The organism is Streptomyces sp. NPDC057424 (assembly GCF_042803315.1).
In the GTDB taxonomy this organism is placed as follows: domain Bacteria; phylum Actinomycetota; class Actinomycetes; order Streptomycetales; family Streptomycetaceae; genus Streptomyces.
The window spans coordinates 1-16,626 of sequence record NZ_JBHVCP010000012.1 but is presented as its reverse complement, the minus strand read 5'-3'; the positions used below and the strand labels follow the sequence as shown (position 1 = coordinate 16,626).

At 69.3% G+C, this 16,626-nt stretch carries 17 protein-coding genes; 7 read left to right on the top strand and 10 right to left on the bottom strand.

The window, feature by feature from the left end; translation table 11 throughout:
• Positions 1–49: 49 nt before the first annotated feature.
• From ACFU3E_RS12870 to ACFU3E_RS12850, 5 genes are all read right to left on the bottom strand, one after another.
• The gene (locus tag ACFU3E_RS12870; protein ID WP_384155737.1) at positions 50–1,195 is read right to left on the bottom strand and encodes a DUF475 domain-containing protein; all 1,146 of its coding nucleotides are present in this window, start codon (positions 1,193–1,195) and stop codon (positions 50–52) included.
• 125 nt (positions 1,196–1,320) lie between these two features.
• Entirely contained in the window at positions 1,321–1,896 is a 576-nt protein-coding gene (locus ACFU3E_RS12865) for a TerD family protein (protein WP_384155734.1), read from the bottom strand.
• Positions 1,897–2,032: 136 nt separating this feature from the next.
• Positions 2,033–2,608, bottom strand: coding sequence for a TerD family protein (locus tag ACFU3E_RS12860; protein ID WP_248500862.1), 576 nt, complete (start codon positions 2,606–2,608; stop codon positions 2,033–2,035).
• Between the two features lie 147 nt (positions 2,609–2,755).
• A complete protein-coding gene (locus tag ACFU3E_RS12855) occupies positions 2,756–3,214 on the bottom strand; it encodes a peroxiredoxin (protein ID WP_384155731.1) in 459 nt (152 codons plus the stop codon).
• A gap of 105 nt (positions 3,215–3,319) precedes the next feature.
• Positions 3,320–3,757 carry a DUF3052 domain-containing protein gene (locus ACFU3E_RS12850; protein ID WP_062926619.1) on the bottom strand — a complete coding sequence of 146 codons (438 nt, stop codon included), beginning with the start codon at positions 3,755–3,757 and terminating at the stop codon, positions 3,320–3,322.
• A 417-nt stretch (positions 3,758–4,174) separates the two neighbouring features.
• Here ACFU3E_RS12850 and aceE point away from each other — a divergent pair, with 417 nt between their 5' ends.
• Both aceE and ACFU3E_RS12840 read left to right on the top strand, forming a co-directional pair.
• Entirely contained in the window at positions 4,175–6,922 is a 2,748-nt protein-coding gene (gene aceE, locus ACFU3E_RS12845) for a pyruvate dehydrogenase (acetyl-transferring), homodimeric type (RefSeq protein WP_384155727.1), read from the top strand.
• 75 nt (positions 6,923–6,997) lie between these two features.
• Positions 6,998–7,744: a potassium channel family protein gene (locus ACFU3E_RS12840; RefSeq protein WP_384155724.1), complete on the top strand. Its 747-nt coding sequence runs from the start codon at positions 6,998–7,000 to the stop codon at positions 7,742–7,744.
• Positions 7,745–7,806: 62 nt separating this feature from the next.
• Here the strand turns inward: ACFU3E_RS12840 and ACFU3E_RS12835 are convergent, their stop codons facing one another.
• Together ACFU3E_RS12835 and ACFU3E_RS12830 are read right to left on the bottom strand one after the other, a co-directional pair.
• Positions 7,807–8,115, bottom strand: coding sequence for a small hydrophobic protein (locus tag ACFU3E_RS12835; RefSeq protein ID WP_384155721.1), 309 nt, complete (start codon positions 8,113–8,115; stop codon positions 7,807–7,809).
• Between the two features lie 234 nt (positions 8,116–8,349).
• Positions 8,350–9,966, bottom strand: coding sequence for an MFS transporter (locus ACFU3E_RS12830; RefSeq protein ID WP_384155718.1), 1,617 nt, complete (start codon positions 9,964–9,966; stop codon positions 8,350–8,352).
• Positions 9,967–10,081: 115 nt separating this feature from the next.
• On the opposite strand from ACFU3E_RS12830, the gene ACFU3E_RS12825 reads away from it, so the two are divergent.
• The 3 genes from ACFU3E_RS12825 to ACFU3E_RS12815 all read left to right on the top strand — a co-directional run bounded on the left by ACFU3E_RS12825 (position 10,082) and on the right by ACFU3E_RS12815 (position 12,920).
• Positions 10,082–10,714 carry a TetR family transcriptional regulator gene (locus ACFU3E_RS12825; RefSeq protein ID WP_384155716.1) on the top strand — a complete coding sequence of 211 codons (633 nt, stop codon included), beginning with the start codon at positions 10,082–10,084 and terminating at the stop codon, positions 10,712–10,714.
• Between the two features lie 73 nt (positions 10,715–10,787).
• The gene (locus tag ACFU3E_RS12820; RefSeq protein ID WP_384155713.1) at positions 10,788–11,996 is read left to right on the top strand and encodes an alpha/beta hydrolase; all 1,209 of its coding nucleotides are present in this window, start codon (positions 10,788–10,790) and stop codon (positions 11,994–11,996) included.
• A gap of 66 nt (positions 11,997–12,062) precedes the next feature.
• Entirely contained in the window at positions 12,063–12,920 is an 858-nt protein-coding gene (locus ACFU3E_RS12815; RefSeq protein WP_384156107.1) for a DUF4429 domain-containing protein, read from the top strand.
• Positions 12,921–13,001: 81 nt separating this feature from the next.
• On the opposite strand, the gene ACFU3E_RS12810 is transcribed toward ACFU3E_RS12815, so the two are convergent.
• Complete coding sequence (locus ACFU3E_RS12810; RefSeq protein ID WP_384155710.1) at positions 13,002–14,018, bottom strand: aldo/keto reductase; 1,017 nt, start codon at positions 14,016–14,018, stop codon at positions 13,002–13,004.
• Positions 14,015–14,479, bottom strand: a complete 465-nt coding sequence (locus ACFU3E_RS12805; protein ID WP_384155707.1) for a MerR family transcriptional regulator — start codon at positions 14,477–14,479, stop codon at positions 14,015–14,017. Before ACFU3E_RS12805 ends, ACFU3E_RS12810 begins: the two co-directional genes overlap by 4 nt.
• Before the next feature lie 98 nt (positions 14,480–14,577).
• Between ACFU3E_RS12805 and ACFU3E_RS12800 the strand changes: the two genes are divergently transcribed.
• Together ACFU3E_RS12800 and ACFU3E_RS12795 are read left to right on the top strand one after the other, a co-directional pair.
• Positions 14,578–15,048, top strand: a complete 471-nt coding sequence (locus ACFU3E_RS12800; protein WP_384155704.1) for a GNAT family N-acetyltransferase — start codon at positions 14,578–14,580, stop codon at positions 15,046–15,048.
• 18 nt (positions 15,049–15,066) lie between these two features.
• Positions 15,067–15,882, top strand: a complete 816-nt coding sequence (locus ACFU3E_RS12795) for a serine hydrolase domain-containing protein (protein WP_384155701.1) — start codon at positions 15,067–15,069, stop codon at positions 15,880–15,882.
• A gap of 9 nt (positions 15,883–15,891) precedes the next feature.
• Here ACFU3E_RS12795 and ACFU3E_RS12790 read toward each other — a convergent pair whose 3' ends face one another.
• Positions 15,892–16,542: a pirin family protein gene (locus ACFU3E_RS12790; RefSeq protein ID WP_384156104.1), complete on the bottom strand. Its 651-nt coding sequence runs from the start codon at positions 16,540–16,542 to the stop codon at positions 15,892–15,894.
• Positions 16,543–16,626 lie beyond the last annotated feature (84 nt).

The following is a 16,626-nucleotide window of genomic DNA, read 5'->3' as shown; positions in this document are numbered from 1 at the left end:
GTCGCCTCGGTGGCCGCCCCGCACAGAGCGTTCCTCACCCGGAGGGGTGTCACACCCCGGACGAGACCTGAGTCTTCTCGTCCGAGCCGGCTTCACCCTCGGCCGCGGCGATCGCCTTGTTCCGGCGGACGGAGGACCAGAAGGACCAGGCGATCAGGATCACGCCGACGGAGCCGGTGATGAACTCGTTGATCTCGTACCGGATGGTGACGAGCAGGATCATGGCGAGCGCGCCGATCGCGTAGTGCGCGCCGTGCTCCAGGTAGACGTAGTCGTCGAGGGTGCCCTGGCGGACCAGGTAGACCGTGAGCGACCGGACGTACATGGCGCCGATGCCGAGGCCGAGGGCCATCATGACGATGTCGTTGGTGATGGCGAAGGCGCCGATGACGCCGTCGAAGGAGAAGGACGCGTCCAGGACCTCCAGGTAGAGGAACATGAAGAACGCGGCCTTGCCGGCCACGACGACCGCGGAGCGCGGCTTGCCGCTGCGCACGGCCTCTTCCTCCGCCTCGTGCTCGCGTTCCTCCTCCTCTTCGAGCTTGTCCTCGAAGTAGCCGGAGAGACCGCCGACGATCATGTAGGTGATCAGGCCGCCGATACCGGCGAGCAGAACCGTCTCCGCCTTGTCGACGTGGGTGCCGCCGTGCTGGTGGGCGTGGGTCGCGAAGGTCATCGCCGAGATCAGCAGGACGATCAGCGCGATGCAGACCGACAGCATGTCGACCTTGCCGAGCTTGGCCAGCGGGCGCTCCAGCCAGCCGAGCCACTTGATGTCCCGGTCCTCGAAGATGAAGTCCAGGAAGATCATCAGCAGGAACATGCCACCGAAGGCGGCGATCGACGGGTGGGCGTCGGTGACGTACTGCTGGTACTGGTCCTTGTCGGTGAGCGCGAGGTCGACGGCCTCGATCGGCCCGAGCTGTGCGCTGAGGGCGACGATCACGACAGGGAAGACCAGCCGCATGCCGAAGACGGCGATCAGGATGCCGATCGTGAGGAAGATCTTCTGCCAGAAGGCACTCATCTTCTTCAGGATCCCGGCGTTGACCACCGCGTTGTCGAAGGACAGCGAGATCTCGAGGACGGACAGGATCGCAACGACACCGAACGCGGTCCACCCTCCGTAGAAGACCGCTGCGACCAGGCCGAGCGCGGTGACCGCGAACGACCACCCGAAGGTTTTCAGAACCACTGGCTACCCAATCGTGTGTGTACGGGGCTCCCCCGCGCCGTACCCGGCTTTACGAACTTTTGAAGCCGAAGTCTAGTCGTCCGCCTTCAGCACCCCACTGGGCCCCGGATTTTGCTCATAACGCGTTATGAGACGTTGACTCCGAAGTCCAGCGCGATGCCCCGCAGCCCCGACGCGTACCCCTGTCCCACGGCCCGGAACTTCCACTCGCCCTGGTAGCGATAGAGCTCACCGAAGATCATCGCGGTTTCCGTGGAGGCGTCCTCGCTCAGGTCGTAGCGGGCGAGCTCCTGGCCGTCGGCCTGGTTGACGACCCGGATGAACGCGTTGCTGACCTGGCCGAAGGTCTGGCCGCGCTCGTCGGCCATGTGGATGGAGACGGGGAACACGATCTTGTCGCACTGCGGCGGGACCTTGGGGAGGTCGATCAGGAGCGACTCGTCGTCGCCGTCGCCCTCGCCGGTGAGGTTGTCGCCGGTGTGCTCGACCGAGCCGTCCGGGCTCGTGAGCTGGTTGTAGAAGACGAAGTACTCGTCCCCGAGCACGCGCCCGCCGCTGCACATCAGGGCGCTGGCGTCGAGGTCGAAGGGCGCTCCGGTGGTGGAGCGCGCGTCCCAGCCGAGCCCGACCAGCACCTGAGTGAGGTTGGGTGCGGCCTTGGACAGGGAGACGTTGCCCCCTTTGGCGAGCGTGACGCCCATGATGCTGTCCCTCCCCTTGGGGCCACAGGCCCGGTGGTGTTTCTGAGGTGGTCCTGCACGTCCGGCGCCGCACGTAAACCGTGCGGCGCCGGACGAGTGGAGCTTCGGGCCCTGTCGCAAGGGCCCTGTGGGTGGTTCAGACGTTCACGCCGAAGTCCTGCGCGATGCCGCGCAGGCCCGAGGCGTAGCCCTGGCCGATCGCGCGGAACTTCCACTCCGCGCCGTGCCGGTAGAGCTCGCCGAAGACCATGGCGGTCTCGGTGGAGGCGTCCTCGCTCAGGTCGTACCGGGCGATCTCGGCGCCGCCCGCCTGGTTCACGACGCGGATGAAGGCGTTGCGCACCTGGCCGAAGGACTGCTGGCGGGTTTCGGCGTCGTAGATCGAGACCGGGAAGACGATCTTCTCCACGTCGGCCGGAACGGTGGCGAGATTGACCTTGATCTGCTCGTCGTCGCCCTCGCCCTCACCGGTGAGGTTGTCACCGGTGTGCTCGACCGAGCCGTCCGGGGTCTTGAGGTTGTTGAAGAAGATGAAGTGCTGGTCGTTGCCGACCTTGCCGGAGTTGTTCAGCAGCAGCGCGCTGGCGTCCAGGTCGAAGTCGGTGCCGGTCGTGGTGCGGACGTCCCACCCCAGACCGATGATGACCGCGGTCAGGCCCGGCGCCTCCTTGCTCAGCGATACGTTGCCGCCCTTGCTGAGGCTGACTCCCACGAGTCCTCCATTGGTGTCCAGGGGCGGGATGCCCCGTTGTGCTCGGATGTCGGATCAACGATTCGATCCTAGTGACGGGTTCCCGCCCCTCGCAGGCCCTGAAGCCGACAATTCAGCGGGTGTCGAGCGCATGCCGCCCGACCGGCGTCACAGGGAGTCGAGCGCCTTCACGTAGTCGTTCAGGTCGCGCGCGTCGGGCAGGCCGTTGACGACGGTCCACCGCACGACGCCCTCCTTGTCGATGACGAAGGTGCCGCGTACGGCGCAGCCCTTGTCCTCGTCGAAGACGCCGTAGGCCCGCGAGACGTCGCCGTGCGGCCAGAAGTCCGACAGCAGCGGGTACTCCAGGCTCTCCTGCTCGGCGAAGACGCGCAGGGTGTGGATGGAGTCGTTGGAGACGGCGAGGAGCTGGGTGTCGCGGTCGGAGAACTGCGGCAGGTGGTCGCGCAGCTCGCACAGCTCGCCGGTGCACACGCCGGTGAAGGCGAAGGGGTAGAAGAGCAGCACCACGTTCTTCCGGCCCCGGAAGTCGGACAGCCGCACGGCCGCGCCGTGGTTGTCCTTGAGCTCGAAGTCGGGGGCCTTCTCGCCGACCTGGATCGCCATCGCTGTGGGTGTCCCTTCGTGGGGCTTCTCGGGTGGGACCACCCTACGCAGGCACCTGGACAGGCCGAAGGGCGGGCCGACGGCGTCGGCCCGCCCGCCGTACGACTACCGCTTGGACTTGGCGGCCTTGGGCGTGGCCAGCCGGCTGCCGCTCCAGTCCTTGCCGACGCTGACGCTCTTGGACGCCGTCAGACCCGCCGTGGTGGCGGCTTCCGAGATGTCGCTCGGCTCCACGTACCCCGAACGGCCGGTCTTCGGCGTCAGGAGCAGGATCGCGCCGCCCTCTTCGATGTACGTGGTGGCATCCACCAGCGCATCCGTCAGGTCGCCGTCGTCGTCACGGAACCACAGCACAACGGCATCGGCCACGTCGTCGTAGTCCTCGTCCACCAGGTCGGCCTCGATGATGCCCTCGATGGCCTTGCGGAGCTCCTGGTCCACGTCGTCGTCGTAGCCGATCTCCTGGACCACCTGCCCGGGCTGGAACCCCAGCCTGGCGGCAGGGTTCGTCCGCTCCTCCGCGTGGTCCGCGGTCGCGCTCACGGGTTGCCTCCTGATCATGTTTTGGGAATAACTCAGCCACGCGCGTGCGCGAAGCATTGGCCGTAGTCCACACGGGCGGGACGGATCGCGCAAGTACCCGGCCGTTCAGACCGCCGAAACGGTGACGATCCTGGCGGTGTCACCGCAACTTCAGGCACACCATCATGGCCCGAGGTGACGCACACCACACCTTTCTGCCCTGTTTGGGCGTTTGGGAATCGTCTGTGGGTACGAGACTCGAAGATATTTGCCCCATACGTCACGGAGTCGATCTCACGTCTGGGTTACCACTGGGTAGAGATGACGTTTCCCGGCCCCGAGGTGGACCATGGGAGCGGCGCGCCCCCCAGTGACGACGCCCCGGCGACGACAGCGAAACAGCGGCCCTCGCAGGCCCTCTGACAGGTAAGGAACAGCGTGGCTTCCGCATCCGATCGCAACCCGATCATCATTGGCGGCCTTCCGAGTCAGGTTCCTGACTTCGATCCCGAAGAGACCCAGGAGTGGCTCGACTCCCTCGACGCCGCCGTCGACGAGCGCGGCCGGGAGCGGGCGCGCTACCTGATGCTGCGGCTGATCGAGCGGGCCCGCGAGAAGCGCGTGGCCGTGCCGGAGATGCGCAGCACGGACTACGTCAACACCATCCCCACCAAGAGCGAGCCGTTCTTCCCGGGCAACGAGGACATCGAGCGCAAGGTCCTCAACGCCACCCGCTGGAACGCGGCCGTGATGGTCTCCCGGGCCCAGCGCCCCGGCATCGGCGTCGGCGGCCACATCGCCACGTTCGCGTCCTCCGCCTCCCTCTACGACGTCGGCTTCAACCACTTCTTCCGCGGCAAGGACGAGGGCGACGGCGGCGACCAGGTCTTCTTCCAGGGGCACGCCTCGCCGGGCATCTACGCCCGCGCGTTCCTGCTGGACCGGCTGAGCGAGCAGCACCTGGACGGGTTCCGCCAGGAGAAGTCGAAGGCGCCGTACGGGCTGTCGTCGTACCCGCACCCGCGCCTGATGCCGGACTTCTGGGAGTTCCCGACGGTGTCGATGGGCCTCGGCCCGATCGGCGCCATCTACCAGGCGCGCATGAACCGCTACATGCACGCGCGCGGAATCGCCGACACCTCGAAGTCGCAGGTGTGGGCGTTCCTCGGCGACGGCGAGATGGACGAGCCGGAGTCGCTGGGCCAGTTGTCCATCGCCGCCCGCGAGGGCCTGGACAACCTCACGTTCGTCGTCAACTGCAACCTGCAGCGCCTCGACGGCCCGGTGCGTGGCAACGGAAAGATCATCCAGGAGCTGGAGTCGATCTTCCGCGGCGCCGGCTGGAACGTGATCAAGCTGGTCTGGGACCGCACCTGGGACCCGCTGCTCGCCCAGGACCGCGACGGTGTGCTGGTCAACAAGATGAACACCACGCCGGACGGACAGTTCCAGACGTACGCGACGGAGACCGGCGCGTACATCCGCGACCACTTCTTCGGCGACGACCACCGGCTGCGCGCGATGGTCGAGGGCATGACCGACGACCAGATCCTGCACCTGGGGCGCGGCGGTCACGACCACCGGAAGATCTTCGCGGCGTACAAGGCGGCCGCGGAGCACAAGGGCCAGCCGACGGTGATCCTCGCCAAGACGATCAAGGGCTGGACGCTGGGCCCGAACTTCGAGGGCCGCAACGCCACGCACCAGATGAAGAAGCTCACGGTCGACGACCTCAAGCGCTTCCGCGACCGTCTGCACCTGCCGATCCCGGACAAGGAGCTGGAGTCCGGCGCCCCGCCGTACTACCACCCGGGCCGGGACTCGGAGGAGATCCAGTACATGCACGACCGCCGCAAGGGTCTCGGCGGTTACGTCCCCACGCGCGTGGTCCGCTCCAAGCCGCTGGCGCTGCCCGAGGAGAAGACGTACGCGACCGTGAAGAAGGGGTCGGGCCAGCAGTCCATCGCGACGACGATGGCCTTCGTGCGGCTGCTCAAGGACCTCATGCGGGACAAGGAGATCGGCAAGCGGTTCGTCCTGATCGCGCCGGACGAGTACCGCACGTTCGGCATGGACTCGTTCTTCCCGAGCGCGAAGATCTACAACCCGCTCGGGCAGCAGTACGAGTCGGTCGACCGCGACCTGCTGCTCGCCTACAAGGAGTCCCCGAACGGCCAGATGCTGCACGACGGCATCTCGGAGGCGGGCTGCACGGCGTCCCTGATCGCCGCCGGGTCGGCGTACGCGACGCACGGCGAGCCGCTCATCCCGGTCTACGTCTTCTACTCGATGTTCGGTTTCCAGCGCACCGGCGACCAGTTCTGGCAGATGGCGGACCAGCTGGCCCGCGGCTTCGTCCTGGGCGCGACCGCCGGGCGTACGACCCTGACCGGTGAGGGTCTCCAGCACGCGGACGGCCACTCGCAGCTGCTGGCCTCCACGAACCCGGGCTGCGTGGCGTACGACCCGGCGTTCGGCTTCGAGATCGCGCACATCGTCAAGGACGGCCTGCGCCGGATGTACGGAGGCTCCGAGGAGCACCCGCACGGCGAGGACGTCTTCTACTACCTGACCGTCTACAACGAGCCCATCCAGCACCCGGCCGAGCCCGAGAACGTGGACGTCGACGGCATCCTCAAGGGCCTCTACCGCTTCAGTGAGGGCACGGCCGGCACGATCCCGGCGCAGATCATGGCGTCGGGTGTCGCGGTGCCGTGGGCGGTCGAGGCGCAGAAGATCCTCGCGGAGGACTGGAACGTCAAGGCGGACGTCTGGTCGGCGACCTCCTGGAACGAGCTGCGGCGCGAGGCTGTGGACTGCGAGGAGCACAACCTGCTGCGCCCCGAGGAGGAGCAGCGGGTGCCGTACGTGACGCGGAAGCTGGCGGACGCGCAGGGGCCGGTCGTGGCCGTGTCCGACTGGATGCGCTCGGTTCCGGACCAGATCGCGCGCTGGGTGCCGCAGACCTACCAGTCGCTCGGCGCCGACGGCTTCGGCTTCGCCGACACCCGGGGCGCCGCCCGCCGCTTCTTCCACATCGACGCGCAGTCGATCGTGGTGGGGGTGCTGACCGAGCTGGCCCGCGCGGGCAAGGTCGACCGCTCCGTGCTCAAGCAGGCCATCGACCGGTACCAGCTGCTCGACGTGTCGGCGGCGGACCCGGGGGCCGCGGGAGGCGACGCGTAGGACGCCGGGTCGCACACCGTTCCTCGGGGCGGCACCCTCACCGGTGCCGCCCCCGCGTTTCCTACCATGCTCCCCATGACGCTCCCGATGACAGAACCGACCGCCCTGGCCCGTTGGGAGCGGCGTACCCAAGGCCCCCTGCTGGCTCTGGCCGTGCTCTTCGCGCTCGCCTACGCCTTCCCGATCGTGGCTCCCGACGCCCGGGAGGGGCTGCTCACCGCGTGCCACGTCACCAACTGGGCGGTGTGGGCCGCTTTCGCCGTCGACTATCTGGTCCGGCTGCTGCTGGCCGAGGACCGGATGCGGTTCGTGCGCGGAAACCCGCTGGCGCTGCTGGCCGTGGTGCTGCCGCTGGCGCAGCCGCTGCGGCTGCTGAAACTGGTGTCGATGCTGTTCCTCGCCGGGCAGCGGGCGCGGACGGCGTCGCAGGTACGGGTCACCACGTATGTGGCGGGGTCCTGTCTGGGACTGCTCGTCTTCGGCGCGCTGGCCGTCCTGGAAGTGGAACGGGACAGTCCCGGGGCCTCCATCCGGACGCTCGGGGACGCGGTCTGGTGGGCGTTCACCACGATGACCACCGTGGGGTACGGGGACATGGCACCGACCACGGGACTCGGGCGGATCCTCGCTGTCGGGCTGATGCTGTCCGGGATCGCGCTGCTGGGTGTGGTGACGGCGAACATCGCGGCCTGGTTCATCGCGCGGTTCGAGAAGGAGGACGTGGAGGGGCGCCGGCAGACGGAGGCGATACAGGAGCTGACGGAGGAGGTCCGGGCGCTGCGCGGGGAACTGGCGACGCTCAAGGGAACGCCGGTCGAGTAGCGCGGCGCGCAGAGGCGAGCCCCCGGCGCAGCCGCCGGAGGCCCGTCCTCACTGCGTCCGGGTCAGAACATGCCCATGCCCGGTGTGGCCGCTCCGGACAGCCAGATGATGGCCAGGAGCGTGTCGATGGCGCCCAGCACGAGGGCGACCACCGCCGTCGTGGGGCGGGAGCCCGACCACGTGCGCCCCATGGCGAGCCAGCCGCAGACCATCGCGGCGGGACCGAGAACGATCCCCAGCACGAAGAAGCCCGCAACGGCGCAGATGACTCCGATGAGTCCGAGTGTCGCGCGATCCGTCCCGGTCCGTGACCACGTCCGGCCACGTGAGCGGGGGTGCCTGCGCGTTCCGTGTCCGAAGGTCGCCATCATCAACTCCCGTCAACCCTCGGTCGGTTGGGGTTCGATTCGGGTACGACATGGCGAGTACCCCGGAAACGCGCTTCAATCCCGCTGCCTGCGCGCCACCCCCCTCCGGCAGCGCGCCGCAGCGTCCATCCCCCATGCCCTGCGGAGGACTTGACCCACTGTGACCTGCGGCGCGTGCCGGAGGGGAGCATTCGGCGGCCCGTTCACCCTGATAGGCGAACGGGCCGCCGGGCAGCGTCAGATGTGCGCCGCGCCCGTACCGGCCTGCGCGTTCTCACCGCGCTTGGTGAGGAACGCGATCAGTACCGCCACCGCGGCGACGCCGGCCGCGACGAGCGAGGCCGCGCTCATGCCCGAGATGAACGTGTCGTGCGCGACGCCCGTGATCTTCGCGGCGATCGCGTCCGGCGTGCCCGGCGGCACCGGCGGGACCCCGACCTGGACCGCCTCGGACGCCTGGTGCTCCTGCTCCGGCGTGAGCGGCGGGAGCCCGGCCTTCGTCCAGTTGCCGGCGAGGTCGCTGTCGACCTTGGAGGCCATCACGGCGCCCAGCACGGCCGTGCCGAGGCTGCCGCCGATCTGCATGGCGGCCTGCTGGAGACCGCCGGCGACACCGGACAGCTCCATCGGCGCGTTGCCGACGATGACCTCCGTGGCACCGACCATGACCGGCGCCAGGCCGAGGCCCAGGAGGGCGAACCAGAGCGACATCAGGCCGCTGCCCGTGTCGGTCTCCAGCGTGGACATGCCGTACATGGCGATCGCGGTGAGCGCCATGCCGCCCGCGAGCGGGACCCGCGGGCCTACCTTGGTGATCATCGCGCCGGCGAGCGGGGAACCGACGATCATCATGCCGGTGAGCGGGAGCAGGTGCAGACCGGCGTCGATCGGGCTCATGCCGTGCACGTTCTGCAGGTAGAACGTCACGAAGAACAGCCCGCCCATGAAGGCGATGGCCATCAGGATCATCAGCACGACACCCGCGGACAGCGGGACGGAGCGGAACAGCGCCAGCGGGATCAGCGGCTCCCTGACCTTCGTCTCCCAGAAGGCGAACAGCGCGAAGCCCACGACCGACGCGACGATGAACGCCCACGTCCTGCCGTCGCCCCAGCCCCAGTCCGGGGCCTTGATCAGGGCCCAGACCAGGCAGAACATCGCGGCGGAGAGCAGGGCGATGCCCAGGAGGTCGAAGGACCGCGGGGCGTTCTCGGCCCGGTGGTCGAGCAGGATCAGCACGCCGAGGACGACCGCGAGGACACCGACCGGCACGTTGATGAAGAACACCGACTGCCAGTTGACGTGCTCGACGAGCACGCCGCCGAGGATCGGGCCGCCGGCGGTGGACGCGCCGATGACCATGCCCCAGATACCGATCGCCATGTTCAGCTTCTCGGCCGGGAAGGTGGCCCGCAGCAGCCCGAGCGCGGCCGGCATCAGCAGCGCGCCGAACAGGCCCTGCAGCACGCGGAAGGTGACGACCAGCGCGATGCTGTCGGACAGGCCGATCGCGCCCGAGGCGGCGGCGAAGCCGACGACGCCGATGAGGAACGTCTGCCGGTGGCCGAAGCGGTCGCCGAGCTTGCCCGCGGTGATCAGGGCGACCGCGAGAGCGAGGAAGTACCCGTTGGTGATCCACTGGACCTCGGCGAAGGTGGCGCCGAGGTCCTTCTGGATCGCCGGGTTGGCTATGGCCACGATGGTGCCGTCGAGGGCCACCATCATGACCCCCACAGCGACGGTGATGAGGGTGAGCCAGGGGTGCCCCCGCAGCCCCTTGCCCGGCGTCGCGTCCGACGGCACCGGCGCCTCGCCCCCCGGCCCCGTCGTGTCGATGGTGGTCTGACTAGTCATGCCATGAGGCTAATGACAGCCACTGACAATTGACAAACCAGTTCACTAGTCGGTAACTGACACGACATCTCCGTATAGCCTGAACTGGGCAAACACTGCAGACGAGAGGAATGACTTGAACCTGCGCGAACGCAAGAAGCGGCACACGCGGGACGCACTGCTGCGGGCCGCGCTGGAACTGTTCGCGACGCGCGGGTACGAGGAGACGACCGTCGACGACATCGCCGCCGCCGTCGACGTCTCGCAGCGCACCTTCTTCCGCTACTTCGCCGGCAAGGAGGAGACGGCGTTCTTCGTGCCGCGCCTCGCGGAGACACTCGTCGTCGAGGCCCTGCGCACGCGTCCGCCGGGCGAGGTGCCGCTGGAGGCGCTGCGCCGGGCCGTGCTGGAGAGCTGGGACGCGATCAACGAGGCCGTCGAGGAGCTGGTGCCGATCGAGCTCCACATGCGCGTCTACCGGGTGATCGAGTCGACACCCGCCCTGCTCGCCGCCCATCTGCGGCGAGCGGCGGAACTGGAGGAGCAGCTCGCGGGGATCATCGCCGAGCGCGAGGGGCTCGACGTGGACGCGGACCCCCGGCCCAGGATCATCGTGGCCCTGTTCGGCGGGGTGATTCGCGTCACCGAGCGACTGTGGTCCGCGGGGGACGACCTCACCCTGGAGGGAATGCGTCAACTCACCACCACATACCTGGACGAAGTGGGTCCCGCACTGGCCGGGAACTGGCGTGCGGAGCAGTCCCCTTAGCGCATCCACCGAAACGTGATACCAGTCACTTGGTTAACGCGAGACCCTCTCGTTCTCCTAGTGTGTCCTTTCAGTGACTTCCTTCGACACCTCCCCGCAACTGAACGTCTGGCGCGCACTGCTCGCTCTGGCCGTCGTGTTCGTGATGCTGACGACCACCGGCTGGACGGCCCTGCGCAACCAGCGGGGCGCCACTCCGCTCCAGGCCTCGCTCTCCGCGTGGGAGCACGGCCGGATCGGCGGGCACCGGCTGCCGGACCCGCAGTCCGAGCCGACGAGGCTGGCCCGCTTCTTCGCCTCGCTCACCGAGCAGGACCGTACGACGCTGGTCCGCAAGTACTCGCTCGCGGTGGGCAACATGAACGGCGCGCCGGTCGAGCTGCGCTACCGCGCCAACCACCTCGCGCTCGCCAAGGCACGCGAGGTCGAGCGCGAACGCATGCACGACAAGCGCCTCACCGCGGCCGGGCAGAACGAGGCGGGCCGCAGGATGCACCGCTTCGGGGACCTCATGGAGCGGGGCCGTCACATCCTGGCCTTCGACCCGGAGGGCTCGGGCCGGGTGGCGGAGGTCTTCGGCAACCTGCGCAGGGCGGAGCGGGTCTCGGTCGTCGTCCCCGGCGTCGACACCGACCTGCTCACCTTCCAGCGCACCCACCGCAAGTACGCGGCGCCCGTCGGCATGGCCACGTCCCTGTACGCGGCCGAGCGACAGGCGAGCCCCTCGACCCGCACGGCCGTCATCGCCTGGGCCGACTACACGGCGCCCAGCGGGCTCGGCATCGACTCGGCCACGGCGATGCGCGCCGAGGAGGGTGCCGTGCGGCTGAACGCGCTGGTGCGGGCGCTGCCGGGCAGTTCTGCGGTCTCGCTGTTCTGCCACAGCTACGGCTCCGTGGTGTGCGGGGTCGCCGCGCCCGCGCTGCCGGGCCGGGTGTCCGACATCGCGGTGGCCGGCAGCCCCGGCATGCGCGTCGAGAAGGCCGCCCAGCTGCACACCACCGCCCGGGTGTGGGCGATGCGGGACTCCGACGACTGGATCCAGGACGTGCCCTATCTGAGGGTCGGCGGGCTGGGCCACGGAGCCGACCCGGTCTCCACCGGGTTCGGGGCGCGGGTGCTGTCCGCGGCGGGCGCGAAGGGTCACGCGGGCTACTTCGAGCCCGGGACGGCAAGTCTGTTCAATTTCGCAGAGATCGGCGTTGGCGCATACCGCTCGGTGCACTGCGCGCACGAAGACGGCGTCTGTCGTACCGGTTTGTCCGGCACGGCGGCGGCCTGACGCGCGTAGAGGCGAAGGAATTGCGGTCTGCTCGGGAGGGGGACGGAGAAGCGCGTGCCGCATACGATGAGCCGCATGGGTGACGTACTGGCCGGATTTCATGCCGCCTGGGAGTTCGAGTCCGACTCCATGCTCATCCGCTACGAACGAGGGATTCGAACACCCAAGCTTTTCCAGGCCCTCGGGGAACGTCGTGTACCCCTGGAGGCGATCGCCGGAGTGACGCTGACGCGCGGGAGACGCGGCACGGTCGTGCTGCGCCTCGAGCCGCGCCCCGGGGCCGACCCCTTGATGGAGGCGGCCGCCGGGCAGCTGAAGGAGAGCGGCGACCCCTACCGGCTGGTGCTGCCCGCCGAGCGGGAGGTCCTCGCGGAGTACTACGCCGACGAACTGCGGTCCCTGCTGACGGAGTCCGGGCCGGCGGAGCGGTTCCTCGTGGAGCCGCCCAAGGGGCCGCTGTCGTTCAAGGCGTACGACGGGAAGGCGACCTTCGACGGGCGGACCGTGAACTTCCGGTGGTTCTGGACGGGGGCGTCGTCGGCGAAGTGGAAGGCCGGGGACCAGACCTTCTCCGTCGGGGAACTGAACGGGGTGGAGTGGCGGTCGCCGGAGGTGTTCGAAGGGCATCTGCGGCTGTTGCGCCGGGACGCGGAGACGTCGGGTGCGCAGGCCGATCAGGACCCCGCGGCGGTGGTGTTCGGGCTCGGGTACGGGCCTGTGCATGAGTCACTGCCGTTCGCCGCGGCGGTGTTGGCGGCGGTGCGGACGTCGGCTCCGGTGGCGGCTGTGCCCGCGGCCGCGCCGCGGCGTGATCCTGCGGACATCGCCGAGCGGATCCGTCACCTCGGGGAATTGCATCATGCCGGATTGGTGACGGATGAGGAGTTCTCGGTCAAAAAGGCGCAGTTGCTGGCGGAGCTCTAGCGTCTGCGGAGTGCTGCGCGCCGGCGGGTGCGGGTCGCGTGTGGCCGGTCGCGCAGTTCCCCGCGTCCCCAGAGGGGTTCGCTACTCCCTGCCTGCCGAAGTGAAGGCCATGTCCGCATAGCGCGTGCCGGCCACCTGGGCCGCTATCCCGTCCAGCAGATCCAGTTCCTCGTCGGTCAGGACGATCCTGGTCGCCGCCGTGTTCTCCTCCACCCTGCTGGGCTTGCGGGTGCCCGGGATCGGGATGACCGGGAGGTCGTGGACCGTCGCCTGCTGCTGGGCCCAGGCCAGGGCTGTCTGACCGAGCGTCGCGTCGTGCGCCTTGGCCACCGTGCGGATCAGCTCCAGCAGGGTCGCGTTCGCCGTGGCGTTGTCGCCCGTGAAGCGGGGCTGCTGACGGCGGAAGTCACCGGCGCTCAGGTCCTGGTCGGCGTTGGTGAAGGAGCCGGTGAGGAAGCCCCGGCCGAGGGGTGAGTAGGAGACGAGGGCCACACCCAGCTCACGGGCCGCCGGGACGACGTGCGCCTCGATGTCGCGGCTGAACAGCGACCACTCCGACTGCACGGCGGCGATGGGGTGGACGGCGTGCGCGGCACGCAGCTCGCCGGCCGTGACCTCGCTCAGGCCGAGGTGCTTGACCTTGCCCTCGCGGACCAGGTCGGCCATGGTGCCGACGCTCTCCTCGATCGGCACGTTCACATCGCGCCGGTGCATGTAGTAGAGGTCGATGACGTCGACGTCCAGGCGCTTCAGGCTCGCCTCGACGGCCTGGCGGATGTAGGGCGGATCGTTGCGGATGACCCGGCGCGTCGGGTCGTCCGGGGGGATCGACAGGGCGAACTTGGTCGCGATGACGACCTCGTCGCGGTGGGCCTGGAAGAACGGCGACAGGAACCGCTCGTTCTCGCCGGCGCCGTACGCGTCGGCCGTGTCGTAGAAGGTGACGCCCAGTTCGAGCGCCCGTTCCAGCGTCGCCCGGGACGCGTCCGCGTCCGAGGGACCGTAGCCGAAGCTCATTCCCATGCAGCCGAGGCCCTGGACGCTCACCTCGGGGCCGTGGTCGCCGAGCTTCGCCGTCGTGATCCTGCCGTCCGTCATCGGGACCTCTCCGACGCCAGGGCACGCCCGGCGTCCGCGTAGAAACTGATCTTCCGGTCGAGCACGGCGAGCGTGCCCCGGAGTTCGTCGATCCTGGCCAGGACGTCCTCGCGGGTCGTCTTCAGCAGCTCGAAGCGCTCGCCGTAGGTGTGGTCGCCCTCGCGCACCAGTTCCGCGTACCGGACCATGTCCGCGACCGGCATGCCCGTCAGGCGGAGCTTGCCGACGAGGTCGAGCCAGTCGAGGTCGCGGTTGGTGTAGCGGCGCTGGCCGGTGTGGGACCGGTCGATGTGCGGCATCAGGCCGATGCGCTCGTACCAGCGCAGGGTGTGTGCCGTCAGGCCGGTGAAGGCGACGACCTCGCTGATCGTGTAGTGGTCGTCGCCGTCCGGGCGCCGGTTCTGCTGAGGCGGGCCGGCGCCGGTGTCGGTCCGGGTCCCCGTGGTCTCCATCACCGTCATGGCCCCAACGCTAGAACCCTGGAGTGCACTCCAAGCAAGCGCCGACGGTAAGAAATCGGCAGGACCTCTCCGGATCCGGCTGGTTAGCGTAGGGACTCATGAGTGCTGTACGTCGCGCCCTGCCCGAGGACGCCGAAGAGGTCCTGCGGTTGCGCCAAGTCATGATCGATGCCGTGTTCGCCTCCGATCCCTCCGTCGCCTGGCACGGGGAGTCCCTCCCCGCGCTGAGGGACGAACTGGGCGAGCCGGACGGGGACTTCGTGGCGTTCGTCGTGGACCACCCGGAGCGGCCGGGGACGCTGGCGTCGCTGGTGGCCGGGACGATCGACTACCGCATCGGCAAGCCGGGCGACCCGCGGGGCATGGTGGGCTTCGTCTTCAGTGTCGCCACCGACCCGTCCGCCCGGCGCCGGGGGTACGCGCGCGCCTGCATGAGCACGCTCCTGGAGTGGTTCCGCGAGCGCGGTGCGCGGCGTGTGCAGCTCACCGCCTCGCCGGAGGCCGAGCCACTGTACGTCTCCCTCGGTTTCCGGCCCAAGCCCGACCCTTTGCTGGAGCTCGCGCTCTGAGCGCATAGGCTCGAACGCATGTCGCTGAAGAGCCTCGCGTTGATCGAGAACTGGCCGGTTCCCACCGCTGCGGCGGGCGTCGTACGAGCGGACGGCACCGTCCTCGGCACCCACGGGCCGGCCGGGCACCGGTTCCCGCTCGCGTCGGTGACCAAGCCGCTGGCCGCCTACGCGGTGCTCGTCGCGTACGAGGAGGGGGCCGTCGAGTTCGAGGAGCCCGCGGGCCCCACCGGGTCGACGGTCCGGCACCTGCTCGCACACACCTCGGGCCTCGCCTTCGACGAGCACAAGGTCACGGCCCCGCCCGGCGAGCGGCGGCTGTACTCCAACGCCGGTTTCGAGCAGCTGGGCGACCATGTCGCGAAGGCCACCGACATCCCGTTCGCCGAGTACCTGCGGCAGGCGGTGCTGGAGCCGCTGGGCATGACGTCGACGACCCTGGAGGGCTCCCCGGCCAAGGACGGGGTGTCGACGGTGGAGGACCTGCTGCGGTTCGCGGCCGAGGTGCAGGCGCCGCGGCTGCTGGACCCCCGTACGGTCGCCGGGGCGATGACGGTGCACTACCCGGGCACCAAGGGCGTCCTGCCGGGGTACGGCCACCAGAACCCCAACGACTGGGGGCTCGGCTTCGAGATCCGCGACTCCAAGTCGCCGCACTGGACGGGCTCTTCGTCCTCACCGCGCACGTTCGGGCATTTCGGGCAGTCGGGTACGTTCCTGTGGATCGATCCGGACGCGGGCGCGGCCTGCGTGGCGCTGACGGACCGGGCGTTCGGGCCTTGGGCGACCGAGGCGTGGCCGGCGTTCACGGACGCGGTGCTGGCGGAGCTGTAGAGGAGCCCCCTAGGGCATCTCCCAGATCAGCAGCTCCGACTCGGTCACGCCCTCGGCCTCCAGGCCCTTGGCGTCCGTGATCCGGGCCGCGTCGCCGGCGCCCAGTTCCTCGCCGTCCAGGCGGACGTCACCGCGTACGACGTGCACGTACGCGTACGCCCCGTCCGGCACCGCCGTCCGCTCACCGGGCCCGAGGCGCCGCACGTGCAGCAGCGCTCCGGCCTCCGGGACGGCGTAGGGCGTGGAGTCGGCGATGCCGTGGACGACCTCGTGGAACGGGTCGCCTCCGGGCCGGAGCGGGGCCAGCCACATCTGGATGAAGGTCAGGGGCTCCGGGCCGTCGTTGCGCTCCACGTGCCGCACTCCGCCCGCCGAACTGAGCCGCTGCACATCGCCGTGCCGTACGACCGACTCGTGCCCGGTGGAGTCCCGGTGGGTCAGCTCGCCCTCCACCACCCACGTCACGATCTCGGTGTGGCTGTGCGGATGCTCGTCGAAGGCCGCCCCGGGCGCCAGACGCTCCTCGTTGCACGCGAGCACCGCGCCGAAGCGGAGGTTGTCCGGGTCGTAGTGGGGTCCGAAGGAGAAGGCGTGCCACGTCTCGATTCCTGCGGCCGAATCCCCTCCGGGGTAGCGCTCGTCCGCGCGCCTCACGTCCATCACGAGGTCCACCGTAGGCCCTCCCCGGCGGAGCAGGTCGCAGTGAAGCAACGGCACGGGTGAACGCGTGTGCGACCTGCTCCG

Excerpts from the sequence above, each read along its gene's own strand:
- ACFU3E_RS12810 (WP_384155710.1), bottom strand. The coding sequence starts at position 14,018 with ATGACGGACGGCAGGATCACGACGGCGAAGCTCGGCGACCACGGCCCC.
- ACFU3E_RS12865 (WP_384155734.1), bottom strand. The coding sequence starts at position 1,896 with ATGGGCGTCACGCTCGCCAAAGGGGGCAACGTCTCCCTGTCCAAGGCC.
- ACFU3E_RS12790 (WP_384156104.1), bottom strand. The coding sequence starts at position 16,542 with ATGGACGTGAGGCGCGCGGACGAGCGCTACCCCGGAGGGGATTCGGCC.
- ACFU3E_RS12800 (WP_384155704.1), top strand. The coding sequence starts at position 14,578 with ATGAGTGCTGTACGTCGCGCCCTGCCCGAGGACGCCGAAGAGGTCCTG.
- ACFU3E_RS12835 (WP_384155721.1), bottom strand. The coding sequence starts at position 8,115 with ATGATGGCGACCTTCGGACACGGAACGCGCAGGCACCCCCGCTCACGT.
- ACFU3E_RS12830 (WP_384155718.1), bottom strand. The coding sequence starts at position 9,966 with ATGACTAGTCAGACCACCATCGACACGACGGGGCCGGGGGGCGAGGCG.
- ACFU3E_RS12840 (WP_384155724.1), top strand. The coding sequence starts at position 6,998 with ATGACGCTCCCGATGACAGAACCGACCGCCCTGGCCCGTTGGGAGCGG.
- ACFU3E_RS12855 (WP_384155731.1), bottom strand. The coding sequence starts at position 3,214 with ATGGCGATCCAGGTCGGCGAGAAGGCCCCCGACTTCGAGCTCAAGGAC.
- ACFU3E_RS12805 (WP_384155707.1), bottom strand. The coding sequence starts at position 14,479 with ATGACGGTGATGGAGACCACGGGGACCCGGACCGACACCGGCGCCGGC.
- ACFU3E_RS12795 (WP_384155701.1), top strand. The coding sequence starts at position 15,067 with ATGTCGCTGAAGAGCCTCGCGTTGATCGAGAACTGGCCGGTTCCCACC.
- ACFU3E_RS12815 (WP_384156107.1), top strand. The coding sequence starts at position 12,063 with ATGAGCCGCATGGGTGACGTACTGGCCGGATTTCATGCCGCCTGGGAG.